Source organism: Bradyrhizobium sp. WSM471, from assembly GCF_000244915.1.
Taxonomy (GTDB): domain Bacteria; phylum Pseudomonadota; class Alphaproteobacteria; order Rhizobiales; family Xanthobacteraceae; genus Bradyrhizobium.
The window spans coordinates 1,937,455-1,961,796 of record NZ_CM001442.1 but is presented as its reverse complement, the minus strand read 5'-3'; the positions used below and the strand labels follow the sequence as shown (position 1 = coordinate 1,961,796).

At 60.3% G+C, this 24,342-nt stretch carries 25 protein-coding genes and 4 pseudogenes; 15 read left to right on the top strand and 14 right to left on the bottom strand.

The window, feature by feature from the left end:
* Positions 1 to 47: 47 nt before the first annotated feature.
* A pseudogene (locus BRA471DRAFT_RS40285) lies at positions 48 to 254 on the bottom strand (DUF5372 family protein); the annotation flags it as partial.
* Positions 255 to 295: 41 nt separating this feature from the next.
* Here BRA471DRAFT_RS40285 and BRA471DRAFT_RS08590 point away from each other — a divergent pair.
* Both BRA471DRAFT_RS08590 and BRA471DRAFT_RS08585 read left to right on the top strand, forming a co-directional pair.
* A pseudogene (locus BRA471DRAFT_RS08590) lies at positions 296 to 841 on the top strand (ATP-binding protein); the annotation flags it as partial.
* 113 nt (positions 842 to 954) lie between these two features.
* Positions 955 to 2,019, top strand: coding sequence for a DUF3800 domain-containing protein (locus BRA471DRAFT_RS08585; protein ID WP_007606254.1), 1,065 nt, complete (start codon positions 955 to 957; stop codon positions 2,017 to 2,019).
* A gap of 876 nt (positions 2,020 to 2,895) precedes the next feature.
* On the opposite strand, the gene BRA471DRAFT_RS08580 is transcribed toward BRA471DRAFT_RS08585, so the two are convergent.
* Positions 2,896 to 3,129, bottom strand: coding sequence for a hypothetical protein (locus tag BRA471DRAFT_RS08580; RefSeq protein WP_007606253.1), 234 nt, complete (start codon positions 3,127 to 3,129; stop codon positions 2,896 to 2,898).
* Positions 3,130 to 3,386: 257 nt separating this feature from the next.
* On the opposite strand from BRA471DRAFT_RS08580, the gene BRA471DRAFT_RS08575 reads away from it, so the two are divergent.
* Positions 3,387 to 3,692, top strand: coding sequence for a hypothetical protein (locus BRA471DRAFT_RS08575; protein WP_007606252.1), 306 nt, complete (start codon positions 3,387 to 3,389; stop codon positions 3,690 to 3,692).
* Between the two features lie 498 nt (positions 3,693 to 4,190).
* Here the strand turns inward: BRA471DRAFT_RS08575 and BRA471DRAFT_RS08570 are convergent, their stop codons facing one another.
* Positions 4,191 to 4,370: a hypothetical protein gene (locus BRA471DRAFT_RS08570; RefSeq protein ID WP_027516023.1), complete on the bottom strand. Its 180-nt coding sequence runs from the start codon at positions 4,368 to 4,370 to the stop codon at positions 4,191 to 4,193.
* A gap of 683 nt (positions 4,371 to 5,053) precedes the next feature.
* Between BRA471DRAFT_RS08570 and BRA471DRAFT_RS38185 the strand changes: the two genes are divergently transcribed.
* The 4 genes from BRA471DRAFT_RS38185 (at position 5,054) to BRA471DRAFT_RS08550 (ending at position 6,505) form a co-directional block, all read left to right on the top strand.
* A complete protein-coding gene (locus BRA471DRAFT_RS38185; RefSeq protein WP_157234032.1) occupies positions 5,054 to 5,317 on the top strand; it encodes a hypothetical protein in 264 nt (87 codons plus the stop codon).
* 39 nt (positions 5,318 to 5,356) lie between these two features.
* A complete protein-coding gene (locus BRA471DRAFT_RS08560) occupies positions 5,357 to 5,578 on the top strand; it encodes a hypothetical protein (RefSeq protein ID WP_007606250.1) in 222 nt (73 codons plus the stop codon).
* A gap of 2 nt (positions 5,579 to 5,580) precedes the next feature.
* Complete coding sequence (locus tag BRA471DRAFT_RS08555; RefSeq protein ID WP_007606248.1) at positions 5,581 to 5,802, top strand: hypothetical protein; 222 nt, start codon at positions 5,581 to 5,583, stop codon at positions 5,800 to 5,802.
* A gap of 382 nt (positions 5,803 to 6,184) precedes the next feature.
* Positions 6,185 to 6,505 (top strand): hypothetical protein, encoded by a 321-nt coding sequence (locus tag BRA471DRAFT_RS08550; protein WP_157234031.1) that lies wholly within the window; start codon positions 6,185 to 6,187, stop codon positions 6,503 to 6,505.
* Between the two features lie 131 nt (positions 6,506 to 6,636).
* Here the strand turns inward: BRA471DRAFT_RS08550 and BRA471DRAFT_RS36610 are convergent, their stop codons facing one another.
* Complete coding sequence (locus BRA471DRAFT_RS36610) at positions 6,637 to 7,062, bottom strand: hypothetical protein (protein WP_007606246.1); 426 nt, start codon at positions 7,060 to 7,062, stop codon at positions 6,637 to 6,639.
* A gap of 20 nt (positions 7,063 to 7,082) precedes the next feature.
* Positions 7,083 to 7,304, bottom strand: coding sequence for a hypothetical protein (locus tag BRA471DRAFT_RS08540; RefSeq protein WP_007606245.1), 222 nt, complete (start codon positions 7,302 to 7,304; stop codon positions 7,083 to 7,085).
* A 78-nt stretch (positions 7,305 to 7,382) separates the two neighbouring features.
* Here BRA471DRAFT_RS08540 and BRA471DRAFT_RS08535 point away from each other — a divergent pair, with 78 nt between their 5' ends.
* The 5 genes and pseudogenes from BRA471DRAFT_RS08535 to BRA471DRAFT_RS38170 all read left to right on the top strand — a co-directional run bounded on the left by BRA471DRAFT_RS08535 (position 7,383) and on the right by BRA471DRAFT_RS38170 (position 13,530).
* Positions 7,383 to 7,565 carry a hypothetical protein gene (locus BRA471DRAFT_RS08535; protein WP_035973723.1) on the top strand — a complete coding sequence of 61 codons (183 nt, stop codon included), beginning with the start codon at positions 7,383 to 7,385 and terminating at the stop codon, positions 7,563 to 7,565.
* Positions 7,566 to 7,696: 131 nt separating this feature from the next.
* Entirely contained in the window at positions 7,697 to 8,161 is a 465-nt protein-coding gene (locus BRA471DRAFT_RS40280; protein ID WP_341850301.1) for an MOSC domain-containing protein, read from the top strand.
* A gap of 594 nt (positions 8,162 to 8,755) precedes the next feature.
* A pseudogene (locus tag BRA471DRAFT_RS40275) lies at positions 8,756 to 9,066 on the top strand (transposase); the annotation flags it as partial.
* Positions 9,067 to 10,190: 1,124 nt separating this feature from the next.
* Positions 10,191 to 12,662, top strand: a pseudogene (locus BRA471DRAFT_RS08520) (putative bifunctional diguanylate cyclase/phosphodiesterase).
* Between the two features lie 481 nt (positions 12,663 to 13,143).
* A complete protein-coding gene (locus BRA471DRAFT_RS38170) occupies positions 13,144 to 13,530 on the top strand; it encodes a hypothetical protein (RefSeq protein WP_157234030.1) in 387 nt (128 codons plus the stop codon).
* Positions 13,531 to 13,650: 120 nt separating this feature from the next.
* Here BRA471DRAFT_RS38170 and BRA471DRAFT_RS38165 read toward each other — a convergent pair whose 3' ends face one another.
* Positions 13,651 to 13,800 (bottom strand): hypothetical protein, encoded by a 150-nt coding sequence (locus BRA471DRAFT_RS38165; protein WP_157234029.1) that lies wholly within the window; start codon positions 13,798 to 13,800, stop codon positions 13,651 to 13,653.
* Positions 13,801 to 14,053: 253 nt separating this feature from the next.
* Between BRA471DRAFT_RS38165 and BRA471DRAFT_RS39595 the strand changes: the two genes are divergently transcribed.
* Both BRA471DRAFT_RS39595 and BRA471DRAFT_RS39590 read left to right on the top strand, forming a co-directional pair.
* On the top strand, positions 14,054 to 15,142 hold the full coding sequence (locus BRA471DRAFT_RS39595; RefSeq protein ID WP_231171061.1) for a HAMP domain-containing protein: 1,089 nt from the start codon (positions 14,054 to 14,056) through the stop codon (positions 15,140 to 15,142).
* Positions 15,109 to 15,735: a PAS-domain containing protein gene (locus tag BRA471DRAFT_RS39590; protein ID WP_231171060.1), complete on the top strand. Its 627-nt coding sequence runs from the start codon at positions 15,109 to 15,111 to the stop codon at positions 15,733 to 15,735. The genes BRA471DRAFT_RS39595 and BRA471DRAFT_RS39590 overlap by 34 nt, the downstream gene beginning before the upstream one ends.
* Before the next feature lie 593 nt (positions 15,736 to 16,328).
* Here the strand turns inward: BRA471DRAFT_RS39590 and BRA471DRAFT_RS38160 are convergent.
* From BRA471DRAFT_RS38160 to BRA471DRAFT_RS08465, 8 genes are all read right to left on the bottom strand, one after another.
* The gene (locus BRA471DRAFT_RS38160) at positions 16,329 to 16,487 is read right to left on the bottom strand and encodes a hypothetical protein (protein WP_007606243.1); all 159 of its coding nucleotides are present in this window, start codon (positions 16,485 to 16,487) and stop codon (positions 16,329 to 16,331) included.
* Between the two features lie 27 nt (positions 16,488 to 16,514).
* Positions 16,515 to 17,798: a type II toxin-antitoxin system HipA family toxin gene (locus BRA471DRAFT_RS08495; RefSeq protein ID WP_007606242.1), complete on the bottom strand. Its 1,284-nt coding sequence runs from the start codon at positions 17,796 to 17,798 to the stop codon at positions 16,515 to 16,517.
* The gene (locus BRA471DRAFT_RS08490) at positions 17,795 to 18,082 is read right to left on the bottom strand and encodes a helix-turn-helix domain-containing protein (protein ID WP_007606240.1); all 288 of its coding nucleotides are present in this window, start codon (positions 18,080 to 18,082) and stop codon (positions 17,795 to 17,797) included. Before BRA471DRAFT_RS08490 ends, BRA471DRAFT_RS08495 begins: the two co-directional genes overlap by 4 nt.
* A 260-nt stretch (positions 18,083 to 18,342) precedes the next feature.
* Positions 18,343 to 18,564, bottom strand: coding sequence for a hypothetical protein (locus tag BRA471DRAFT_RS40270; RefSeq protein WP_157234028.1), 222 nt, complete (start codon positions 18,562 to 18,564; stop codon positions 18,343 to 18,345).
* Between the two features lie 34 nt (positions 18,565 to 18,598).
* A complete protein-coding gene (locus BRA471DRAFT_RS08480; RefSeq protein ID WP_007606233.1) occupies positions 18,599 to 19,474 on the bottom strand; it encodes an ABC transporter permease in 876 nt (291 codons plus the stop codon).
* Positions 19,467 to 20,330, bottom strand: a complete 864-nt coding sequence (locus BRA471DRAFT_RS08475) for an ABC transporter ATP-binding protein (RefSeq protein ID WP_007606232.1) — start codon at positions 20,328 to 20,330, stop codon at positions 19,467 to 19,469. Before BRA471DRAFT_RS08475 ends, BRA471DRAFT_RS08480 begins: the two co-directional genes overlap by 8 nt.
* Positions 20,327 to 21,397, bottom strand: coding sequence for an ABC transporter substrate-binding protein (locus BRA471DRAFT_RS08470; RefSeq protein WP_007606231.1), 1,071 nt, complete (start codon positions 21,395 to 21,397; stop codon positions 20,327 to 20,329). Before BRA471DRAFT_RS08470 ends, BRA471DRAFT_RS08475 begins: the two co-directional genes overlap by 4 nt.
* 25 nt (positions 21,398 to 21,422) lie before the next feature.
* A complete protein-coding gene (locus BRA471DRAFT_RS08465) occupies positions 21,423 to 22,352 on the bottom strand; it encodes a TauD/TfdA family dioxygenase (protein ID WP_007606230.1) in 930 nt (309 codons plus the stop codon).
* 566 nt (positions 22,353 to 22,918) lie between these two features.
* Here BRA471DRAFT_RS08465 and BRA471DRAFT_RS08460 point away from each other — a divergent pair.
* Positions 22,919 to 24,262, top strand: a complete 1,344-nt coding sequence (locus tag BRA471DRAFT_RS08460) for an LLM class flavin-dependent oxidoreductase (RefSeq protein ID WP_007606225.1) — start codon at positions 22,919 to 22,921, stop codon at positions 24,260 to 24,262.
* The last annotated feature ends 80 nt before the right edge of the window (positions 24,263 to 24,342 follow it).

Below are 24,342 nucleotides of genomic sequence, written 5' to 3'. Positions count from 1 at the left end.
AGGGGCCACGCCCCGCCTCGAGAGGCGATAAGCACATCGATTCGCGCCCGCAGCTCGACGAGCCTTTCGACAGCCAACCGCGGGCTTGCTGTGAGCGTTGCAGAGCGAGCAATATCCTCGCTCATCCAGGCCGGGATTAGGGCGAGTGTCCCGTCGGGCTGCACCACGACCAAATGGTCCTCGCCGGCGAAGCGCTTGCGGTGCTCGACCTGCACCATCTGCCCGGCCCGAGGATGGAACGGATAGAGGATCAAAACCTCGAACGCCAGACACCCGGCATTGTGACGCTGTCTCGACCGGCACAGGCAAAACCCACCTGGCCATTGCCATCGCCAGAAGCTGCATCCGATCCGGTGCCCGCGGCCGCTTCTACAACGTCGTCGACCTCGTCAACCGGCTCGAGACCGAGACCCGCAACGGTCGGCAGGGACGGCTCGCCGAGCATCTGACCCGCATGGACTTCATCGTTCTCGACGAGCTGGGCTATCTGCCATTCGCGCAATCGGGCGGTCAGCTCCTGTTCCATCTCATCAGCCGGCTCTACGAGCGCACCTCCATCATTGTCACCACCAATCTTGCGTTCGGCGAATGGCCGAGCGTGTTCGGCGATGCTAAAATGACCACCGCGCTACTCGACCGATTGACCCATCACTGCGACATCGTCGAGACCGGAAACGACAGCTGGCGATTCAAAAGCCGCGACGATGTTCAAACAACCCGCGCTCGCGCCGTCTCCGCAACCCCGACCAGCTCCGACGACCCGAGCGCTACCAGCAGAGCACGCCGCTCAAAGGGGTCCCTTTTGGAGGCCGATAGGGGGTCCCAGTCGAACGCCGATTGACACCCTGACGGGATCCGCCTCATCGATTTCGAACAGCAGAAAGTATAGCTTGGAAGCCGATGACAACCCTTCTTCAGCATCACGATAGTCGTGTCTTGCCAGGAAACGTAGACATGGAATGCTTTCGCATTGACGAAAGCGGATATACGGGCTTCGACCTTCTGAACGCCGACCAGCGTTTCCAGGGCGCCTCAGCGATTGGCATCAGCGACGAGGACGCCGCTCGTCTCATCAGGGAACACTTTCCCCGGATCCAGGCGCCGGAGCTCAAATATCGCTCGCTGTCACGTCGGCCCGCCAACCACGAGCGGCTGCTTTCGCTGCAACGCGACCTTCTTACCCACTACAGGTGCGTGACGTATATTTGCGACAAGCGCTTCCTGTTGATGCTGAAGTTCGTGGACTACGCCGTCGAGCCCTTCTACTACGAGCGGGGCATCGACTTTTACGACAATGGGCAGAATTACGCGATGGCGTCATTGCTCACGCTGACCGGCCCTACCTTTCTCGGACAGCCGGCCTATGACAACATGCTCGCGGCATTCCAACACGCCGTTAAAGAAAAGACGCCGGGGCCTTTGGAGGCGCTTGTGGCCGCAGCCCGCGCGACGCACTGGCGCGATTTCCCCGAGGGTATTGGGCCGCTTGCCCAATACGCCGCACCCGAATGTCTCTCGGCAATCGCGACGCCGGGCGTGAACACCGACGCCGCGTTGGTCGTGTTACAATCGCTCATCAGCCGAATGGAAGTGATGGCAGAGGGGCCCTATCGCGTCGAGCACGACCAGTCGAAGAATCTGCTCACCTACCATGACCTGTTACAGCGCTTCATCGATCACGACCAGGAGATCGAGTTTCGTCAAACCGAGATTACGTCGCTCAAATTCCCACTCAAGCTCGCCGAAGTCGCACAAGTTGATTCCAAGACGAGTCCAGCAGTTCAACTGGCTGACGTCATGATTGGTGCCGCGATTGAAGCGGCAAACAACATAGCCGGCTTGCGGTCCGGGGGGCTCGATCCCGAAGCGGTGATGACACTATACGCTGATCACCAGTTCATCCATATGGTCCCTTCCGTCGACTTCGAGGAACAGCGGCGTTTCAGGCAAGGCACCCAGGCTGCAGAACTGATCGACTATTTTTCGGTGAACTTCTATGGCCGCCCACGCGAAAGCTGAAGGGACCAGACCTGCGTCGGCAGAAGGAGGAAGCCTTCCCCTGCGTCTGAGCCGGTCGGCATCGGCCGCCCCTCTTCGGGCCAGCTGTCCCGCAACGCCCCGCTTGTTACCACTCGAGGAAGGTATGAACGTGCTTGCGCGGGTCCTTTGATGCTCCGCGACTTGCCGGTCTTGGCTGTGTTGTCCACTGCCGCCATGAGTTGCCGCCGCGTCAGCTCGGCAATGGCGAGCTCGAAATGGTCCTCGAGACCACGTCGCAGAGCAGAAGTGCTGGTTTCCAGTGACGACCTGCCGTCCGGTGAGGGACACCTCATAGGACCGCCTTCAATCATCAGGTTGCCAGCTCCTGCACTGCTTCTGGGTCAGCTGTTGCCTCGAGTCTCGCGCTTGACTTGGTTCGGATCGCCCCTCTTGATTACCTCGTCGATGGTGACCGACGACGACGAGATCCCTATGGCAACGTTGTAAAGCGGCAAGAACCAATGGAGCTGGGGAGTTCGCTTTCGGCATTCCCTACCTCGGGGTCGGCTTATGGTCATCGCCCTTCCAGATCGTGATGCTACTCGGGCGTATTGACCGGTTGCGGTGCCGTAGCGCTCGCATGGCTCGCAACGAAGGACCCAGCTCGCAGCCTCCTGGATCACGACCGAGTACCAAACCTGCATCGAGCATTGTCGGATCCGGTCTCACCAGCTTCGCGGTCCTCACGCCCGCATTCGGATCAACTGCCATTTCGTAGTCTCGTTCAAGCAGCTCTCGCAGGCGCTCGATGCGAGCGAACCGGAATGGATGGACCAGTTTGATCATCGGGCTAGGCCCCTCGGTCGAATGCGAACAATCGGATGATGAAATTGACGAGCGTGCGACGGGTGACGCTCATGAGTCGAGCTGTCGGTTCTCCGCCGAATGCCAGTCCGCGCCGTGGAGGCGGATCATCTCCCGACGGGACCGCTCGATGAAGATGCGCTCAACGCAAAAGCCTGCTGTAACTGAAGCCGCCAGCGCAAGGCCGCAGGCCATATAGTCGTTCATGAAATTCCAAAACATGTTGCAGCCGGCAACTCCTACAAAAGTAAGTGCCATGACCATATTGCGAAATGCCTTAACCATGCTGCCCCCAGTCAGTCGGCGAGGAACTTTTAGCATTGCAACCACGGCGATTGGCAGCGTTTGACCCTTGTGATGCGCCGTCTTTCTGCTCGATCACCCTGCGTCCGGCCGCCCCGTCGACCGCCATGGGGCTCGCTCTTCCCACTCAAGAGGGCACTCGCGAACGGGGCAGTGATAGCGACGCCAGCATACTTCATCACGGCGGGCCCCTTTCCCGAATGCCCCGGCGAGGAGTTCCGCATCCCTTTGCGCGAGGGATGACCGTCTCATTTTGGAGTATCCCCAAACGATCATGTGGCTCGGCCAACGTGCTGGGGATGTTCAAGCGGTCTGCTGAACGTGCAGTAAGTGTGAGTTTCGACGAGGATTTTGCAAAGGCCGAACGCATCCTCGCCCTCGACGGAGTTCGGCGCGCCATGGTCGCTTATTGGGCTGATGCTCTGGCCGATCTTCGCGAGAGGAATGCAAAGAGCGTCTACGCAAGGTATCATTCCTACGATGCGGTGTCGCAGTTGCTCGAATATAAAAGAGCAAGAGACAAGGTGGTGGTAGGCGAGCGATGAAGCGATCCTTCAAGGACGGGAGCGCCTTGGGTGGGGCCCGCCAGCAGCCAGCCCCGGCGGCGCCTCGCTCAGCCCGATTGTCTGTTAAGGTACTTTGTCCTGCCTCAGCCGGTTGGATCAATTGCTCGGCGATGTACTTCCGGCTCTCATGATCGCCACCGTGCGGAAGCTCGGCACGCGCTTGCTCTAGGACCATCCATGTTTGCCTAGCCTGCGGTGAGACCATGAGCTTCCGAAAATCGATCTACGAACCATTGCATCAGCGGTTGTTGCGGCGAGCGCGGAAAATCGTTCGGCTGACCTTCTCCGAAATCGAAGAGATACTTTGGAGAAAGCTTCCGGCAGCGGTACACAAATTCACGGCGTGGTGGAGCGAGGAAAGCTCCATGAAGGCCGGGCACACCCAAGCAAGGGCGTGGATGAACGCGGGCTTTCGGGCGCATGCTTCGATTAAAGTCGCGTCATCGAATTCCGCCGGGTTTGATCAAGATGTCCGGTTTAGCGCTTGTCGAAGGCCTTCGCACGCTGGAACAACACAGTTTGAAGTCCGGTGATGATCAACTTGTTCAACGTCTCACAATCGTTCGGCGACAGGTGGGGAAGCTGGCGCGAAGTCTTCCACTGCTCAATGGCGGCGGTGACAGCGGCGCGCAATTCGTCATCAGTCGGGCTGGTCATCGGTCGACCTCAATGCGATCGCTTACAGCTTGGCGCCTTTTGAAGCGGATGCAATTGAACCTTCGATGTATCGGTTGAGCGCTACTTCAGCACGGGCGAACGGACGATGCGATCGGATTGCTACCTTAATTCCGCTGCGGATGTGATCTTGCGATCTCAGGGATCGATCGCCGTCGCCCGATCACTCTAGTAACTGAGCAAAGAATTTCCCACTCGTCCTACTCGCTCGCCCCCGCTGTTTTTGAAAGCGCTGCAAGCGAGCGTAAACCGCTTGGCGGGTGCGGCCTAGCCGTTCGCCGACCTCCTCCGCTGTGGCACCTGCGCCAAAGAGCGAGAGCAATTCCGCCTCTTCGTCCGGCAACCACGGACGTGTCGATGTGCGATCGTTCGTCATTCGCGATGCCTGCATTACCTAAATGCGCGGCGGCGCTGACCGCCGCGGCGGGTCGGGAAAGCGAGCTGGCCGCTCTGAGCGCGGCGCCGCCGGCAAGCGGCTGGGTTCAGGCGCGCGATTACCGCGCGTCATCCACGCTGCTAGACGAGCGTAGCTTCGCCTGAGAGCCGGAACGAACCAAGCAGATGCGTCCTCGTGATCCATGCGGCAGAATAATATCCATGAACCATTTAGAAAACATTGCCGGCTCCGTAACTTATCGTAAACGATGCGATGGCAACAAACGGCCATGGAAGCCGAACGCCCGCTTGAAACGATACGTCAAGACATCGGTCGGCAGGAAAAGCGCAGGCCGATTTTTAATCAGTATCACCGGCAATTGCTCGATCCTCTTCGTGACCGCGATTGGGTGTCTTCTTCGAAGCTTCCCGATCACCCCGGAACAACGCTCGCTCTTTTACGAAACGGATGGATGGAGCGACGCTCAACGGGCGAAGGTGTCGAATATCGTATGACCGAAGCCGGTCTGACAGAACTTAGCCGCCCCCGATAACCCGCAAACCGGTGGGAAACGACGAACGTGTCAAAGGCCATGGAATTGATCGTCGCTGGCTGCGTGAAGGTGCGGGACCGACGTGCTCTAGTCGACTTGCTGGCGCATCGGCGCAAGGTGCTCGCCCAGTTGGAAGCCGTGTCGGGCATCAACCCAGAAAACGCAGTAAGAGCAATCCAAGAGGAATTGGCGGTGATCGAAGCCGGCCTCGAAGCACTTAAACCTCCGCCCGGTTCGCTGCCTGAGAACGAGTGGAGCTAGCGATGCGCGTAAACAAGATCAATTGGGACAAAATCGGCCGGGTGACGGAGCCGGGTCGATATAAGTGCTTTTTCGGATATCTAAACGTCACTTCAGAGGACATTGAGGTGTGGACGCGCAACCCCGATGCGACGTTCACTTTGATCCCGCGGCCGACGACTGAGCAGTCGGTCGGGGACGATTACCGCCTAGGCGCGTTCGACATCGGCAATCCTGAACAGTAGGACGGTCCGCCGTCGTCGCCCTGCGGCACAGACCCGACGGGCGTTGTCTCCAAGAGAATGTCGACCCGCGCTATCTCACGGGTCGTGAACGGACCGGTAGCGGTCAAGAGCCCGAAGCATTTGGCGCGGCTCGCGCAGTCACAGCTCACGATGCATCTCGAAGTTTTGCAGCTGTTGCTCAGTCAGGAATTCCGACGCAGGCCCTGACGTTCCATCTTGGGCATTCACCGGCAAGTACATTCCGGTACCGCTTCTCGGTTCCCGAATTAACTTCCTGCGAGGAGATCAAGCTTAACTTGAAGATTTGATTGCAGCGGCGCATCGGAGGGTTAGCTTCGTGCACCGGACATTGCCCCCGTCCGGGTCCGCCCAGGCGAAGCCGTTGCGCCATCATATTCGGCGTGGCGGCTTCGTTTGCCCGGCCACGCGCGCGATTGTGATTTTGAAGAGGCCGTCAAAACACGAAACGCTCGACCTCGTCGAGATGCGTCGAAAGACTATCGCTCTGCGAACCCGGCACTCTGACAACGCCCGCGTCACGTATCTGTTGAACTGGTTGCTGATCAAGACTGCATATCTCACCGAAGCAGAGAGCGCCGCTCAGGCGAAGCGGCTGTGGGACGCATTCACTGAAACGATGGCAGATGTCGAGAAGATCATCACACAAGGCGACCAGACGCCATCGAGTAAGGCTAACAAGTAGATCCGATTGCGTAAGGCGAGCACTGGGTTGATGCTACCCGGCGTCGCGGAGGTGGCTCTGTCTCGCGTAACCGCCGCCTTCGCGGCAAGGGGCCGCCGCCGTCACAAGCGGCGGCCCCGCCCGTGAGCGGCCTAGTAAGCACGCCGCACTACTCGGGGCAGGGAGGGCAGTCTCGGAGAAAACCGGTGGGCAAGCGCGAGCACTGCGGCTTCGTCGGTTTCGAGCGCGATCTTCTGGGCAAGCATCACGTCGCCAACTGCCAGCGGCCGTTCGGGAATGAAACACCACCCGGTCTTGGGCTGTCTTTCTTCATCAAGCTCCAAAACATTGCCCATGGTGCCCTGATGAATTCGATATCGTCGGCCGGTGTGAGAGCCCGTGACTTCGAAATAACCCTCGTCATCAAACTGCGCACGCTGATCCGGTGATAGCCAATCGCGCAAAAGACGCCGCGCACGCGCTTCCGGCCCATTTTGCTCGATGAAGCTCCGATACAGCGAACGCAGGGAGCGCAAACGCGCACTGCTGCCAACGCCGTTGCGTCTGAACAAAAACATTGCTGTGCCCACGAGGGTGGCTAGCCGCCGACAAGGCGCGGGTAAAACAGCGTCTCGTCCGCAGTCGGATCAAATGTCCGTACGGCCTTGAGATCGCCGGCTGCCGTCCGCGTGGCAGCCGTAAATCCCTGGCCGATCAACTTCTTAAAGCGCCGCTCAGCCTTGGCCAGCCCCTCGGGCTCGGTTTGGTCAAAATAATGTCTGCTGTCGCCTGTGTGGTCAATCAGGATCTGGATAGCCATGGAAGAGAACTCCGTAAGTTCTAGCCCTAGCGTGGAAGAACCTCGCGGCGCCGGCTGGTGTTCCTAGTTCGGAGAAATTTGCTGTGTTTCCCATTAGGCGCCCTGACCGGCATCGAGGAATACCTAATCCGCCGCGACCTGACCCCAGCGCAGCGCACCGAGCTGATCGCGAAGTGGAAGGCGGCATATGAAGCCGTGCATCCGGAGACGAAGCACGGTGCGACCGGGCGCCGCGGGAAAAAAGATGCCAACGTGGCGTAGTTTACTTCCGATACCGCCGCTAAGACAGGAATACCCGAAGGGACAATCCAGCGCGACGCGACCCGCGCCAAGGCGCTAGGCCCCGATCTGGACCGTGTTTCAAGACGGGTTCGCGGGGGCCTGACTCGACGATGCCTGATCTCGTTCTGAAAGGGATGGTGGTGGCAGTGTTCGCAGATCAGGGACACCATTTCAGTAAGATACCGCAGCGCGATCGTGATGAGAGAAGGCCACGGCGTCGAAGGCGAGGCGCACGCAGGTCCCTTCGTTCGGCACAGGTAACTCGCCCGAAGGCAGCCTCGCCTGCCCAATCTGCGTCAGGTCCACCTGATACAGGCGAGCTTTTCGACACGCAGCGCAGATGCGGCTACGAGGTCGGTGCGGGAGAGTTGGGTGAGAACATCGCCACGGCAGGCCTGGACCTTGAGCGGATGCCCCTCGGGAGCCGGATGTGGCTTGGATCGACCGCCGTCGCGGAACTGACCGCGCTCCGAACGCCCTGCGTGCTCATCGACCGCCTCCGGTCAGGCCTGAAACGACGCGTGATCTTACCCGAGAAAGCAGGCCCGGCGTTCAGAGCGGGGTTCTGGGCATAGTGAGAACCGGCGGCCGTGTCGCCACGGTGATTTCGCGCGAGCGGTGCTGCCGAGCCCTCCCCTGCGCCCTCTAGCGGCACTGTAGCGCTTCAGTGCAAAACTCAGCCAGCCGTTAGGCGAATCGGACTGCATTCGGCAGAGGCGGACGTCGCATGGGCGCAAAGAAGGTAACGGCGGTACGCCTGGGCTGGGGAGGCACTCAACAGTCAGAGACTTTTGCAAGCCGCCGCGGCACCACCCGGCGGCTTCTCTATTGGCCGGTGCCACGACGCCGCCTGATCGAACTAGGTAGGCACCAAGACGTTAGGCTACATCGCGAGCCAAACGGCGCCCCTCGCGTTCGCTCCGCTTCGGCAGGGAACGATTCAGCAGCTTGGCGTTGAATCCGCATGTGTGCCGTCGCATTGCGTCAGTCTCGTTTCGGAGTATCGCGCGTCCACGGCGCCCGCAAAACTGCTATTCCTGGTTACATCGAGCCCTGCGACCCCACGCTCCGCGAGAATCCGCCGCGCGGCGAGGGATGGGTCTACGAGATCAAGGCCGACGGCTACCAAGCCCAACTGCATCTGCATGAGGCGGACGCCAAAGTCTATTCGCGTATTCCTCGAATCTCTGACCGCCGGCACCCTGAACTTCTTCGATCTCGCATCCCTGGCCAAGCCTGCCGCCTTCGCAGCTCAGCTCGTCGCCATGCGGCGCATCAGCTGGGTCGTCTACGCCAAACGGCCGTTCGGCGGCCCCGCGCAGGTGCTGGCCTATCTCGGCCGCTATCCCATCGCGTTGCAATCGCCAACAGCCGGCTCATACCCCTCGACGAGGATCACGTCACCTTTACCTGGAAGGACTACCGCCAGAAAGGCGCGACAAAGATCATGAAGCTCAAGCCCGACGAGCTCATCCAAAGGATCGAACGCGAGAGTGGCGCCGCGACGATGCTGGCCATCTCCGCTTGGGAATGTGCCTCAGTGCGGCGGAGATGAATCGCGAGCCAACGATGCCCGATCGCATATTGAGCTGGTCAACTATCCGATGCTTTTCAAGCTCAAGGACAACGCCGCCGAATAAGACCGGCCTCCATCACGCCATCGAACGCGGATGGCTCGAGCTGCACGAGTCAGGCGCCTATGTCCGGATATTGAAAACAAAGGCTGCCAACCGAGATGGTCTTACTGATAGCGGAGCACTTTAATTGATGGCTGTATCGAACCGGTAAACAACGAGATGAGCCGCTCCGAAAGCCTCGACCAGATTGCCGCAAGCAGGGCAATAGTACCTGCCCTCCGTGCCACGCTCGGAGGCAAGCTCAAGACGGAGGAAGCCAGCACCGCACTCGGAACACGTCACATCACTCTTTCTCATGCTCCGACTCCTCACGCTGCGCGTCGCCACGACTCTCCAACATATGCTTGGTTGCGGCACATCTCACTTGCCCAGATCCTCGGTCGTCATCACCATTGCGGGTCCGCTGATACCCACCCCTTGCGCGTGTGCCGACGAAGTTCACATAGATAACGTGATGGAGGTCGATGTCGCAGCCAAACCGGCGGAAGAAGTCTCCATTCTCGACAGACCTCGCGCAACAGCTGGCCGCGCAGATTCCTCGTCATCTCGGTCCGTCTGGCAGATCATAGTTGGTACGAATCGGACAAACATCAGCCCGTACAGCGACGTGTAACGGATGAAACCTCTGCCAGTAAATTACGCGACGTTCAAAACGTCCATTCGAAGTTTCTCATCGTCATACTGCCTCGCCAGCCTATTTGCGTCGAATTCTCCCGCTGTGTCGAGGATTTCCTGCATCCCGTTGCATGGAAGCGATCACGAGGTGGCCCTGGAGCAGGCCGTTAGTCGCGCGAAATTCCCGGCTGTGCACAACTCCTTCGAGCATCCGTCATGCGCGCGCTGCTAGCTGATTTAAGATTGTCGCAATCGGCTGCTCGCTGCAGCCCAAGTCAATCGTTTACAGCGAATTAAGCAGAGCAGGATTTGATGCCGCGCGGACAGGAAGCTTGGATCTCGGGGATGTGTGATGGGTGCTGCCAGGAAGCAATCCGTGAAACTAGATACGGGAATGTTCGAGGGCGTGCCGGTCCTGCGTCGCAAGTGGCAGGCTGCACTCAAGCCCGGTCAAACTCTTCCCCGCTACGAAGATGTGCTGCTGGGCAGCCTCGGGCGACTCGCCGATCACATGGTGCTGCTCAAGTGTGAGAACGACGCATTCGCCGTTTCGCGGACGGGTCGCTATGCGCAGGAATGGCTGGGCGATGAGCGCTGGGACATTCCGATGGACGCGCTGCGCCCGGATTGCGCGACCGTCCTCAGTGAGGCAGCCGCGAACGCGATTGCAAACAACCGTCCTTATCTCACCGCCGCTCACTGCGTGCGCAACGGCATGGTGCGAACGTATGACGTGCTCGCGCTGCCGACCTTCGCGCGTTGGGGCGGCACGCTGGTCGGCGCCTACGTCAAAGAGCGCGGCACCGAATACAATCTGCCCGATGCGATCTTTTCTACGACCGATGACGGCGTAATCTCGCTCTCGACCATTCGCGATGCGACGGGCCAGCCGGTTGATTTTCAGGTCGTGCACCACAATCACGCAGCAGTGAGACTCCTCAACGTGGCAGAGCGAAGCCTGCTGTGGCAGCGTCTGAGCAACGGAAGCCATCTGCTCTGTTCGCAAGCGGTCGTAGGGCGGTTGCGGGCTGCGGTTGAGGACGACCAGGGTAACCAGTTCGAGATCGACAGCGATGATCGCAGCCTTCGGTTGGCAATTACCGCCTTCGGCGGGATCCTTTCCCTGGTCATTTCCGACGTCACGTCCTTCAAGCGCCGAGACGCTTCGTTCAGAATGCTGTTCGACTCCAATCCAATGCCGATGTGGGCGTTGGACTGCGAGACGATGGCCTTTATGAGGGTCAACGACGCGGCGGTGCAGCACTAAGGTTACGCTTGCGAGACCTTCCTGCGGATGAAAGTTCGCGAGATCTGGCCAAAGGAGGAGTGGCTCAGCTATACGCAGGCGCTGCGGGACGTCGGCGATACCTACCAGTCCGAACATCACTGGCGTCACGTGAAAGCCGACGGCACCGAGATTTGTGTGCTCACCTTCGGGCGACGCATCGTGCTCGAAGGGCGCGAAGGCTACCTGGTCGCGGTGGTCGACATCACCGAACGGCGTAAGGCCGAGGCTCGCATCGCACATATGGCGCTCCACGATGGATTGACCAACCTCCCCAACCGCGCGCTCCACCAGGAGCGGCTAGGCGAGGCGCTCGAAAGTGGCAATGCAGCCGGCAAACGCGTCGCGGTGTTGTGCATCGACCTTGACCTCTTCAAGAACGTCAACGACTCCTTCGGCCATCCCATGGGCGATTGCCTGCTCAAGCAGGTCGCCGACCGGCTGCGGTCGCGTGTAGCCAGCAACAATCTGGCGGCACGCCTCGGTGGCGATGAATTTGGAATCATCCTGGCTGACGATACCTCGCCGAAGCAGGCGAGCGATTTCGCCGCCGGGCTGATCAGTATGTTGAGTGAGCCTTATGAGATCGACGGCAATCAGGTGGTGATTGGCGCCTCGATCGGAATTGCACTTTCGCCTGGCGACGGCACGACTAGCGAGGAACTGATGCGCAACGCCGACATGGCGCTCTATCGTGCCAAACAGGATGGCCGCGGCACGCAGCGTTTCTTCGAGCGCGAGATGGATCACCAGGTGCAGCGGCGCCGCGAGCTGGAGCTCGACTTGCGCCGCGCTTATGCCAATGGAGAATTTGAGCTGCACTACCAGCCGCTGGTCGACGTCGCGCTTGACAAGATCTCAGGTTTTGAGGCGCTCCTGCGCTGGCACCATCCGGAGAAGGGCATGATCTCGCCGGCGGAGTTCATTCCGGTGGCGGAAGATATCGGACTGATCGTCTCGCTGGGCGAGTGGGTATTGCGTGAAGCCTGCAACGAGGCGGCGAAGTGGCCGTCCGAAATCAAGGTCGCGGTCAACCTGTCGCCGGCACAATTTCGTAGCCGTAATCTGGTCCAGGTGGTGATTTCAGCGCTCGCCAATTCGGGTTTGTCGCCCAAGCGGCTCGAGCTCGAAATCACCGAGTCGGTGTTCCTGGCGGAGACCGAAGCCAATCTCGCGATCCTGCACAAGCTGCGCGAGCTGGGAGTTTCCATCTCGTTGGATGATTTTGGAACAGGATATTCCAGCCTGAGCTACTTGCGCAGCTTTCCGTTCGACAAGATCAAGATCGATCGCTCCTTTGTGAAGGATCTCGCGAAACGTTCCGACTGCGTCGCTATCGTGCGCGCGATCTCGGGCCTCGGGCGTAGCCTCAACATCACCACAACTGCGGAAGGGGTGGAGACGACCGAGCAGCTGGATCGGCTTCGCGCAGAGGGCTGCAACGAGGTGCAGGGATTCTTATTCAGCGGCGCCAGGCCGGCCGCTGAGGTGGAGCAGCTCTTGCGTCGTTTTGGCGCGAGGGCCTCGATAGCGGCGTGAAATTTCGGGCCCGACAGCACCAGGTTCGTAAGGATTTGCGCACAGATCCGGATCGGGATCGCGATACCGCCCGAGACCGTCTCTCGTGCCCACTGCGCGGCATCTGGGAGCGCATTTTTGCTACGCTAGCCGGTGGCGAGGATGCGCCCGACCGCCTGTCGTGCAACTCCTACGCCGATACATGATGTAGTCCGATTGCAAATGCTGCACGGCGGATAGAGACTGCTGTAAGAATCCACCTTCATCAGCTAGGAGAGGCGGGCTTGACCACGAAGAAAGAGCACAGCGCGGGCGACGCCGCTTTGGACTTTCCTATCAGGGACAGTACGCGTTAATCTTGCTTTGGCGCGAAACTGACGACGACGCGTTAGTATGGCTTGAAACGCTGGACGAGACGTCGTTCTCGTGGCCAACGGCGAAACCTTTCTGGAGCAGCTGAAGCATTCTCTCAAACATAAGTCGCCTGCTGACGGTCGCGAGCGTGAAGCTCTGGAAGACATTGAAGGCCTGGATCGACATCCTGCCGAGCTCGACCTATCCCGAACCTGGCTGCACCTCGAGGGAGCGCGATCCGTTTGCAGACGCCATAGCATTTAACGAGGATGCCGCCGGAACGCGGCGAACTGTCCATCGATTTTGCTGGAAACGTGCGCGCCATCGCGGGACCAGCAGGAATTGTGCGCCTCATTTGAATAATAATCTCGAGATTGGCTGGAAAGGGAACGAAGCGGCGATTGCCGATCTCTATTCCTCGCCGCAGAGGTCGTTCATGGGCAGTCATGATCTTGTCTCCAGCAGTTTCCTAGGGCTGACCGCAGTCGGAATTGCGCTACTCTGCTCGAGCCTGCTTGTCTTCGTCTTCACATGAGGTGAGCCGTCGCTCGTGTGGCCCCTCTCTGCTCATCCAGTTCATCGCCTGGACGGACTGCTTCCCCGGGATTGGAGGCTGGCATCAGCGATCGCCGCTTGAGCTGTGTAACCATGCACGTCAGCGGTTCGCCACGTTGCCGGCATCAAGCGTGTTGCCGAGGAACTTGAGCAAGATGAAGACTGGCTGCGAGAAGTCGCCAATGAAATTGAGATTGAACATGGCGCAATCTGGGGCTATGGCGCCGGAGAACATGGCATGCAGGTTCACTACGTCGGAATCGACAACCTGATCGAACACGTCCGGATGTATAGGAAAGCCCGGAGCCGCCTAAGCGTTCGCCGCCAGAATAATCCAAGGAGCCCGCGGCCTATGCGGGGATGCTTACGGCCCAGTCTCCCCCGAAGACGTGCTCTCCGACGCCGGCCGATCCTCAACGCACATTGCCCCCGTAAACCGGCACAACCTTAAGGTTGGGCGATCGGATAGTTTTATGTTGCGCAGGTTTAGGCTGGGATGTGTCGTGAATGCTGCGATAGCAGGCCTTGGAGCCGGGCCCGTCGCGCGGCTTTTGAAAAAATATATCCGCTTTGCGCGCGGGGTCGACGACCTGACAGTCGCCGAGAAAGTCTATGCGATCGCCGGGTTTTTGGGAATTGTTACGGCCTTTCTTCTGGTCATGTCTGTCCAGACCGTGCGACTGCAGAATTCCTATCGTAATATGCAAGCCTCCTCCGCTGCTGCGGCGATCAATTCCGGACTGGTCAACGCATCCATCTATGCGATCGTGATGGACTCGCGCGGCATCTACATGTCCACCGAACGAGCCAAGGTGAACGAGTTCGCGGACGGAATCCTCAAGCGCAGCCACGAGCTTGCGGAGGTGATGAAGGGCTGGGAGCCCACGGTCCGTTCGGAAGACTTCGAACGGTTCGCATCCCTCAAACGGCGGATTGCCCAATTCATCGATTTCCGCCAGGAGTTGGTGCGCCGGGCCGTCGAGATTAGCCCCGCAGCTGCCCGCGAGTTTGGGGACACCGAAGCCAGCAGCACGGTTCGCAGCAGGCTGAATGCGGATCTGGAAGCGTTGCAGCGCGGCTACAACGAACGCACTCGCGAAGCAGATGGGCTCGCCGAACAGAATTGCTATGCGGCAGGGTACCTTTTCATGCTGGGGTTGGCGGCGCTGGTGCTTGCCGCGCTTAACGTTCTCGTGATCCGGGATTCGGTGCTGGCGCGGCTCTCAGACATTGCCCAGGCGACCGATCGCATCAGAACCGGGGACATCGAAAGCGAGGTGCCACATCTGCGACGCCAGGACGAAATTGGCCGCCTGGCACGCGCCGCGCAGAACTTCCGCGATGCTGTCGCTCAAGTCTTTGAGCTCGAACAGCTTGAATTTGACCTCTGCAAACAGCGCGACGCCGCAATGGCCGAGCGCGACGCGTTCAACGACAAGTACCAGAGCAAAAAGCGGCAGCTCTCCGCCGCTATCAACAGCATGCCGCAGGGCCTCATCATGCTCGACGGCAAGGCACGTGTGATTGCAATGAACAGCAACTATCGCCGGATGTATAATTGCCCGAGACCATCGAATCAGGGTCCTCGCTAGAGGAGATCCTGGAACACGGGCTGTTCAGCGGCGACATCAAAAAGTACGTTTCGGCCATTCTCGTTCGCATCGGAAAGAAGGAGCCGGCGGCTTACGAGGTAAGGCTCAACGACGGCCGGATCGTCAAGATTTATGAACGGCCAATGGATGGGGGCGGCTGGGTCTCCGTCCAGGAGGACGTCACGGAACAGCGGCAGAAAGAGCGTATTCTCGAGCGTACCGAACGGCTGCTCGCCACGGTCGTCGAGAACGTGCGCGAAGGTATCATCGCCAAGGACGCGCGCAGTCTGCGCTATTTGTTCATCAACAAAGCGGCCGAACAGCAGATCGGCATGTCGCGCACCGACGTTGTCGGCAAGACCGCGCGCGAATTGTTTTCCTCTGAAACGGCCGAGCTGATCGAAAAGCGCGACCAGCAGCTACTTGCGCAAAGCCAGCAGCTCGAGCCTATTGTCGATACGATCTGCAATCCAGTTCGTGGCCGCCGGGTGATCTCGTGGAGGCGTTTGCAGATTGGCGCCCCCGGGGAGGAATCGCACATGTTCGTGAGTATGGTCGAAGACCTCTCCGATCAGGTTGGGACCGTCGACTAGCAGCTGGCCTTACGTCGCCCTCCGCAGGCGAATGCGGGCACTATCGCTCATTTCTGTGCCAAATGGTTGGCATCCGCCCGAGGAAGAGTTCTCCACCAGTGCTGGCCTAGCTTATCAGGTGTGTCGCTCTCGCAACGACACAATTGTTCCATTGGCCTTCGAATCGTTTTTGACTTCACAGGGTGGCGAGTCCGGCGTTTGATTATGGCGGCCACCGGGGTAAGATCTTTTATCTCGAAGACATTTTGAGGCGGGTTCAAGAGGCCGCTGTCCAGCGCCAGCGGTCTCTTCGTTAGCTTCATCGGGAAAGTTCGTCCGATGCCGACGCAAGTATGGGCTCTCGCCACGTCAATCGGCTGGACAGTCGTCGTGGCCGCGATCCTGTTCTATTTGATCTTCGGACCTGGCTAATCCGGCGCCCTTAAAGGGGGCGAGACGCCTAGTCGTCGTGATTGCGCAGCCGTGGCCAGGGACTGCCGGGCGCAAAGGGGCCGTGCCAAAAAGAGGACCTACAAGCGCCCCGCCGAATTGGGAACGTCCGCGGAGGAGAAATCGCTGTCTGCCGGAGCCTTGAAAGGACACGCCGAACGTGACTACGCGGCTGCCACGGATCGCGAGCAATCACCGATCGTAGTCGACATCGACATCGGTATCGGCATGCCGATCGCGGCGGTGTTGATGCTGTTGCTGCCGTTGGCTTCGACAACGACATGTCGACCGATGATGATCGGCACCATGTTGCCGATCAGCATGATGCTGCTGGCGGCCGTCGCCGGAAACTATGCCTCACCGAGCAGTCGACGGCATTGCCCGGCTCTTGCGATCAGGTGCTTGGCGAGATGCCCGATGATGGCATTGTCCAATCCGTCTTTCTGCGCTTGCTTCCGCACGGCGGCTACAATGTCCGGAAGCTGCTCGGCCATGGAAAGCAGTCCGGCGATCACCTTGTCAGCATCGAGGCGCGTTTCGCGCGCGAACTTCTGCCAATCGCGCAAACTAATCTGGCTGAGCTTGTAATCACCGCCGATTTTCATCGCGAGCTTGATCTTCTGCAGATCGACGTCATCGTAGGGAAGAATGCTGGCGATGTCGTAGAGCGGGGCGAGCCGCACGTGAGGGCCTCCGGCCAGCAGCAGCGAATAATTCTTGGCATGAGCATCCGTACCCGCAATCAGCCAATTGAAGCCGAGCGCGTCGACAAACGTGTCAACGTCGGCGACGCGATCCGTGGAGTAGGTGCGCAAAAGCTCGATCACATTGGCAGGGCTTGGTCCGCCATCGTTTTGATACTTTCTGGTCGGCAGGATCCCGAGCGCCTGGCAGATATCTTCCTGGTGGACACGGACGATCTCGTTCCCACTGAACTGCCGGTCGTACCGCTCGATGACGATGGCGATTTCTTTTCCGAAATGCATCACCTGGGTATCGGCGACGGGCAGACCGAGATTGCGCGCAAGTATGAGGCAGATGTGTTCATTTTCCGCGTGTCCATCGAAATGGCCGGTCGGCGGTTTAAGGATATGGGTCGTCGGAATCCGCCCAGAGGGAATTCCCCACTTGCTCTTTTGCAGAAGCAGGGCGGTTTTGGGTTGGGCGCCCGCAAGGCTGAATTGTCCGGTGTCGCGCGGCAACCGCCATGCGGCGTGATCCTCGCGTAAGGTTTGCAGGCGTTTGGCGATCGCCGTTTCGTCAAGCCATTCGACCTTGTCGTCAGCACCGCTTCGCAACGACTCTAGCCGATCGGGCGTGACGAATTGAATGGCACCCGCGCAGTCCTCGCCGACATGGGAAATAAGGGCAAACACGTTGCGCGCCGACACCTGAAATCGTCGGGCCCACCGTTCGAGCACGTGTTCGTTGTCGGGCAGGAGTCCCCAGAGGAAAGCCTGCACGGCGGAAGGTCCGTGCTCTTCGGCCGCGAGCGGCATGGAGAGCGACAGCGGATAGGCTCCCTCGGCCTGGCGCCAGTCCTTGTCGTAGACAAAGGTGAGCCGGCCGCGGGCGTCATTGCGCACGCGGCCGATTTCCCGACCATCCAGCAGAGCAACAAGTTCGCTCGTCATGCCTTTTTCTTCCTGGCCTTGGCCACGATGGCGTTGATATCGACGGCTGGCCTGGTGACCCCGCGGGCCGGCGCTTGTTCGGTGCCCGCATCCAGGCGGATGTCCAGGGCGTCAAGGGCGCGAAGGATCAGACCGAGTTCAGCGCGCGCGTGACCGTGCTCTACTTCGATCACCCATTGGCGGCTGACGCCAATGCGTTTGGCAAAAGTCGATTGATCGAGTTTGAGCTTCTTGCGCCGGTCGCGAAGGACGGCACCGAGTTCGGCCGGTGTGCGTATGAGCATGGGATTTCCAAATGTCAACGTTCGCTTACTTTAGCATATGTCGACGTTCGTTGACAATTTGTAAATGTCAGCGTTCGATGACATTGACAAATGTCATCGATCGCTGACATGGCGGCCAAACCTAATTCATGTGTCAATTGAGCCAGGCCGATCGGCATCGATATTCACCCCGGCGCTCGCACCGGCTTCGGCTTCTTCGATTACGGCACCGGGGTCGCGATCGGCCATTATCGGGGACAATGTCTGCATCTATCAGGCGGTCACGCTCGAGGCGCGACTTTCCGACGGATGACAAAGGCAATGTGATCAGGAGCGACACCCGCCACCCGATCCGGGACGACGGCGTCGTGATCTACGTCGGCGAAACGATCCTTGGCCGTATCACCATCGGCTGAATCACGATTGGCCGCGGATCGACCATCGGCGGGAATGTCTGGCTGCTCCGCGACGCCGCCGAGCAGCATGGTGACGCGGGCCACCACGCGGAAAGTTCCAAGCGGCGCCTGATCCCATATCTCATGCTGTCACCGGCGCTTTCCACCGCATGAAGCGCCGCTCCAGTGCCTCCAGAATGGCATTGAACGTCAGCCCGATGACGGTGATGCTGAGGATGCCGAAATACATTTGCGGAATCAGGAAGCTGTACTGGCTGTTGATGATGAGATAGCCGAGGCCGGCCTTGGCGCCGACCATTTCGGACGCAACCAGCACCAGCATGGCCGACGCGCTGGCCAGGCGAATACCGACAAAGATGGTCGGAAGCGCCGCCGGAACGATCACCTTGCGAAACAGCTGCTGCGGGGTTGCACCCATGGTCCGCGCCGACTTGATCAGCAATGGATCGACCTGTTTCACCGCGGCAATGGTGTTGAGCAGAAGTGGCCAGGCGCAGCTATAGATTACCATCGTGATCTTCGACAGCTCGCCGATTCCGAGCAACAGGATGAAGACCGGCAGCAGCGCAAGCGGCGCCGTGTTGCGGCAGATCTCGATGAACTGGTTCACGAGCTTGCCGAGACGCGCATTCCAACCGACGGCCACGCCAAGCGGGACGATAAAGGCGACCGAAATCAGAAATCCGCTCAAGGCGCGCAGCAAGCTGGCGGAGACGTCATCATAGAGCTCGCCGGTTTGCGCAAGCTGCCAGCCGGCCGCGATCACCTCCGAGAAGGGTGGCAGGAACACGGTATCGATCAGCCCGAGCCTCGGAGCCGCCTCCCACGCCGCCAGCAGGGCAATCAGCAGCAACGAGCGGTGCCCGAAGACAGCCAGCCCGCGGGCCGCGGCGCGGATCTGGTCCACCAGCGGCGATGCCGGTCTTTCCACGCAGGTGAGCGGCTCTCGGCGCCCATGTGCAAGCTCCAGCAGCGTCAACATCTCGAGACTAGACATGGGCGACCCCTTCCACTTTGCGATCGGCTCGCGCGAAAGCGCCGGCGGTCAATTGCCCTTGCTGTGCTTTCAGCACTTCCTCGCGTAACGGGCTCCAGACCTCGTGGCGCACGCGGCCGAACTCGGGCAGCGAGCGTACGTCGTCGTCTGCGCTGCGCAGCACGTCCGGAATGTCGATGACCAGCTTGATGCGGCCGGGACACGACGTCATGACCGCCACCCGTTGGCCGAGCACGATGGCCTCGTCGATACCGTGGGTGATGAAGACGATGGTCTTGCCGGTGGCGCGCCAGATCCGCAGCAGCTCACCCTGCAGCGTCTCGCGCGTCTGGGCGTCAAGCGCGGCGAACGGCTCGTCCATCAGCAGCACCTCGGGATCATAGGCGAGGCTTCGCGCGATCGCGACGCGCTGCTTCATGCCGCCGGAGAGCTCATGCGGGTAGCGGTCGGCAAAGCCGGACAGCCCGACCAGGTCGAGGAAATGCCGCGCGATGTCGAGACGCTGCTTGGCCTTAAGCCCGGCGATATCAAGCCCGAACTCGACATTCTGCGCGGCTGTGCGCCAAGGAAACAGCGCATACTGCTGGAACACGATGCCGCGGTCGCGACCGGGTCCGGCAATCGGCCGGCCATCGAGCAGAATCCGGCCGCTGGTCGGCAGCGTGAGCCCGCCCAGCAGATCGAGCAAGGTGGATTTCCCGCAGCCGCTTGGGCCAACCAGGGCCAGGAATTCGCCGGAGCGAACATCGAGCGTGATGTCCTCCAGCGCGGTGAAGCGCTGGCCTGGTCCGCCGCCCTCACCGCGCACGAAAAATTCCTTGCGGACGTGCTCGAAGCGAATCTTGGCAGTGGTCATGGGACCTCCGCCGTCTTTCCGGGACGGAAATAGTTGAGCGCATTGGTGTAAGTGTCGGAAGCCTTGACCTGCCCCGGCTTGAACAGGCCGTCCTTCACCAGCCAGTCGATCCACACCTGGATCTCGCTGTCCGAGATCACGCCACCCTTGGACGCAACGCCGGTGCTCTTCCAGTATTTGATCGAGGAGGCATCCTCGTTGCGCTTGCGCTCGGCGATGATCTTGTCGAACCGGGCCCGCACCTCTTCCGGTGGTGTGATCTGGGCCCATTCGATGGCCAGCGAAATCCCCTCCACCAGCTTGCGCGAGGCATTGGGATTGTCCTTGATGAACTTTTCGCGCAATACATAGGCGCCGCCGGTGAACTGGCCGAACAGATCGGTGTCGTTGAAGAGCGCGCGGATGCCGCCCCGTTCCAGCGCCTTGTCGCGCAGGATACCGCTCAGCGCGCTGACCTCGACCTGGCCCTGGCGCAACACTTGCTCGCCGCTGAATGGCGGGATCGCCACCAGCGTGACCTGCCTGGCTTCACCTGCGCTGAGGCCGGACCTAGCCAGATATTCGCGGAGCACGAATTCCAGATGGGCGCCGAGCGTGTTGACCGCGACCTTCTTGCCAATCAGGTCACGCGCGGTCTTGATCGGGCTGTCCTCCTTCACGAAGTAGCCATAACAGGTGTTGGCATCGGAGCCGTAGTAGCCGACCACCGCCTTGACCGGCGCCTTCGCCGCGGTCAACTTGAGGATCGCCCCATAGAACGCGCCGCCGATGTCGATATCGCCGGTGACGACGGTCTGGATGTCCTGCGGCCCGCTGATGGTGTTACCGACCCATTTGAGCTTGAGTGGCGCGAGATAGCCGAGGTCCTCGGCCAGCTTGATAAACGTCACCTGCCCGGCCGATCCCTGGTAACGGATCTCGGTCTTCTCGAGCGGCGGCTCGGCGAATGCCGGGGCCGCAAGGCCGAGAGCTACGGCGCCCGCCAATAAAACCCGCAACGTCTGGCGGGTGGCACGTCCCAACCGGGCGCGGCTTGCGCGAAGCAATCGAAGTATTGCGTTCATCATTTTGACTCTCGTGAGCTGATCTGGATCAAGCGGCTTTAGCGGTCTGGGGATTGGATGTCCTGACGCGCGTCACGCTGCGGCGACCGTCGACGCTAAGCGGTACATCGCCATCGATGGTGGCGCGGCGCACAACGCGGTGCTGGTCGCCATAGTCGTTGACCGCGTAATGTTGCGTGGCGCGATTGTCCCAGATCGCAACGTCGCCGGCCGCCCAGCTCCAGCGAACCGTGTTTTCCGGCGCCGTAATATGCGACTGGAACAGGTCGAACAGCTTCTGGCCGTCGTATTTCGGTAGGCCGACGAAGCGCTGCACGAAATCTCCGAGCACGAGCGTGCGCTCGCCGGTCTCGGGATGGACGCGCACCACCGGATGCTCGGTTTCGTAGATCGTTCCGGTGAACACCTCGTCGAAGTGCTTCTTGTCCGCCTCGGTTGCCCGCGTCTTCACGGCATAGTCATAGGCGTTGCTGTGGACGGCCCACAGTTCGTCGGCGAGCTTGCGCAGCGGCGCCGGCAGGTCGAGATAGGCGGCCGCCGTGTTCGACCAGACGGTATCGCCGCCGTAGGGTGGAACCACCACGCCGCGCAGCACCGAGATTTTCGGATAGGCGTCGACGAACGTGACATCCGTATGCCATTGGTCGGCGCGGCCACCGCCCCGGCCCGAGTCCAGCTCCAGGATCGACGACGTGCCCTTGAGCGCGCCGACCGTCGGATGGGGCACCAGCTTGCCGAGCCTGATGGCAAAGCGCTCCTGTTCCGCATCGTCGAGATGTCCCTGGTCACGGAAGAAGATGACCTTATGTTCGAGCAGCACCTGATTGATGGCACGGATGGTCTCGTCCGAAAGGTCGCCCGACAGTTTGATGTTCCTGATCTCGGCGCCAAGCCTGGCCGCACGCTTGACGATGTCGGCGCGCGGAATGACGTTATCGATGGTTGTCGTGTTGCTCATGGTCGTGCTCTCGTCACTGCGATCCCCTGGACAAAGCTCCGCCATGCGCCGGTCGCGGAAACGACGGCGGAGATAGATGAAATCGTTTTCAGGCTAGGGGCCCTACTCGGCCGCAACGTGCTCCGGCAGACGGCGCGAGCCGGGACATCGGTCACTGGGATCGGATTGGCGCATGATGAAACGACCTCGCGTTGAGGCCTTGAATGGTACGAGCGATCGATCGTCAGTCAATGAAACGAAACCAGCTTTGTTTTCGGCGATAGGCAACGAACGCTTCGCCGTCGATGCTGACACTGAAAGATTCGTAGTGATAGCTGCCCGCCCGGCTGCAAGAGGAACGCAATTTGACGCGACGCAACGCACTTCTTGTCCAGAGACGCGATAAAATCGTTACAGCCGCCGCCATTTCTCGTCGTGACGACTGCCCTCCTCTTTGGTTGGCGCTCTGCTCGCAAGCTTCATGCTTCCATCCAATTCAACAACGCAAATTCATTTCGTCGACATCAGCGTGACAGCAGACGTAGAGTCTCGCCTGCTACAGCTTCCAATGCACGCGGATCTCACAAATGAGCGAACGACGGCAGCTTTCCCTCAACTTCTTCATCTATCCAGACGGCCATCACGAGGCGGCCTGGCGTCACCGGAGTTCGGCAGCCAATCGCATCCTCGACGTCACCTACTATCAGGAGCTGGCGCAGCGCGCTGAAGCGCACAAGTTCGACGCGGTCTTCTTCGCCGATGGTCCGGCGCTGGCGGACAATGTCCGCTATGCGCAGCGGTTTCGGCTCGAGCCGATCACGCTGCTCACCGCGATCGCCTCCGCCACCCAGCGGATCGGCCTGATTGCCACGGCATCGACGACCTATACCGAGCCCTACAACCTGGCGCGGCTGTTCGCCTCGCTGGATCACATCAGTAGCGGTCGGGCCGGCTGGAACATCGTGACAACAAGCTCGCCGCAGGCAGCGCAGAACTTCGGCTTGCCCGAGCACCCTCCACATCACGAACGCTACGAGCGGGCGCGGGAGTATCTGGACGTCATCACGCGGCTTTGGGACAGCTGGGAAGACGACGCGCTCGTCAACGACTCCATCTCGGGTGTTTTCGCCGACACCGGCAAGATCCACGCGATCAATCACATCGGAAAGCATTTCCGCGTGCGTGGGCCGCTCAACATCTCAAGGACGCCGCAGGGGCGACCGGTCTATGTCCAGGCCGGCTCTTCCGTCGACGGACGTGCCTTTGCGGCGCGTTTCGCCGAGGCGATCTTCACCGCGCATCAGACACTGGCGAGCGCCCAGGAATTCTATGCCGACATCAAGCGTCAGGCGCGCGCCTTCGACCGCGGCCCCGATCAAATCAAGATCCTGCCCGGCATCAGTCCTTTCATCGCCAGCACGCAAATCGAAGCCGATCGGCTGCAGGACGAGTTCAACGAGTTGATCCAGCCCGAGTATTCGCTGACCCAGCTGCGCCAGATGATCGGTCTCGACCTCTCCGGGTTTGACCTCGATGGCCCCTTTCCTCGTCATCTGATCGATACCGAGGGCGCCCGCGGCGTCGCCAGCCGTTTCAAGTTGGTGATCGACATCGTTGATCGCGAGAAGCCGACGATTCGTCAGCTCGTGCAGCGCCTGGCCGGCGCCCGCGGCCATTGGGTGATTGCCGGACCGCCGGAGAAGATCGCCGACAACATTCAGACCTGGTTCGAGAACGGCGCAGCCGATGGTTTCAACGTCATGCCGCCCTGGCTGCCCGGCGGCTTCGACATCTTCGCCGAGCAGGTCGTGCCCATTCTGCGCAAGCGCGGCCTGTTCCGTCACGATTACACGGGCACAACGCTGCGCGATCATTACGGCCTGAGCCGGCCGGCCAGCATCTTCTCCAACGCCATTCAAGCGATCGCATAATTCGCCTGACAACACTGATTTGACGACGTCGCAACAGAAGCCCAACGGGTTGCTTTCGTTGGGTCGCCGGACGGCTAAGG

Excerpts from the sequence above, each read along its gene's own strand:
- BRA471DRAFT_RS08585 (WP_007606254.1), top strand. The coding sequence starts at position 955 with ATGGAATGCTTTCGCATTGACGAAAGCGGATATACGGGCTTCGACCTT.
- BRA471DRAFT_RS08580 (WP_007606253.1), bottom strand. The coding sequence starts at position 3,129 with ATGGTTAAGGCATTTCGCAATATGGTCATGGCACTTACTTTTGTAGGA.
- BRA471DRAFT_RS08575 (WP_007606252.1), top strand. The coding sequence starts at position 3,387 with ATGACCGTCTCATTTTGGAGTATCCCCAAACGATCATGTGGCTCGGCC.
- BRA471DRAFT_RS08570 (WP_027516023.1), bottom strand. The coding sequence starts at position 4,370 with ATGACCAGCCCGACTGATGACGAATTGCGCGCCGCTGTCACCGCCGCC.
- BRA471DRAFT_RS38185 (WP_157234032.1), top strand. The coding sequence starts at position 5,054 with ATGGAAGCCGAACGCCCGCTTGAAACGATACGTCAAGACATCGGTCGG.
- BRA471DRAFT_RS08560 (WP_007606250.1), top strand. The coding sequence starts at position 5,357 with ATGGAATTGATCGTCGCTGGCTGCGTGAAGGTGCGGGACCGACGTGCT.
- BRA471DRAFT_RS08555 (WP_007606248.1), top strand. The coding sequence starts at position 5,581 with ATGCGCGTAAACAAGATCAATTGGGACAAAATCGGCCGGGTGACGGAG.
- BRA471DRAFT_RS36610 (WP_007606246.1), bottom strand. The coding sequence starts at position 7,062 with ATGTTTTTGTTCAGACGCAACGGCGTTGGCAGCAGTGCGCGTTTGCGC.
- BRA471DRAFT_RS08540 (WP_007606245.1), bottom strand. The coding sequence starts at position 7,304 with ATGGCTATCCAGATCCTGATTGACCACACAGGCGACAGCAGACATTAT.
- BRA471DRAFT_RS40280 (WP_341850301.1), top strand. The coding sequence starts at position 7,697 with ATGCCTGATCTCGTTCTGAAAGGGATGGTGGTGGCAGTGTTCGCAGAT.
- BRA471DRAFT_RS38160 (WP_007606243.1), bottom strand. The coding sequence starts at position 16,487 with ATGCTGATCGGCAACATGGTGCCGATCATCATCGGTCGACATGTCGTT.
- BRA471DRAFT_RS08495 (WP_007606242.1), bottom strand. The coding sequence starts at position 17,798 with ATGACGAGCGAACTTGTTGCTCTGCTGGATGGTCGGGAAATCGGCCGC.
- BRA471DRAFT_RS08490 (WP_007606240.1), bottom strand. The coding sequence starts at position 18,082 with ATGCTCATACGCACACCGGCCGAACTCGGTGCCGTCCTTCGCGACCGG.
- BRA471DRAFT_RS08480 (WP_007606233.1), bottom strand. The coding sequence starts at position 19,474 with ATGTCTAGTCTCGAGATGTTGACGCTGCTGGAGCTTGCACATGGGCGC.
- BRA471DRAFT_RS08475 (WP_007606232.1), bottom strand. The coding sequence starts at position 20,330 with ATGACCACTGCCAAGATTCGCTTCGAGCACGTCCGCAAGGAATTTTTC.
- BRA471DRAFT_RS08470 (WP_007606231.1), bottom strand. The coding sequence starts at position 21,397 with ATGATGAACGCAATACTTCGATTGCTTCGCGCAAGCCGCGCCCGGTTG.
- BRA471DRAFT_RS08465 (WP_007606230.1), bottom strand. The coding sequence starts at position 22,352 with ATGAGCAACACGACAACCATCGATAACGTCATTCCGCGCGCCGACATC.
- BRA471DRAFT_RS08460 (WP_007606225.1), top strand. The coding sequence starts at position 22,919 with ATGAGCGAACGACGGCAGCTTTCCCTCAACTTCTTCATCTATCCAGAC.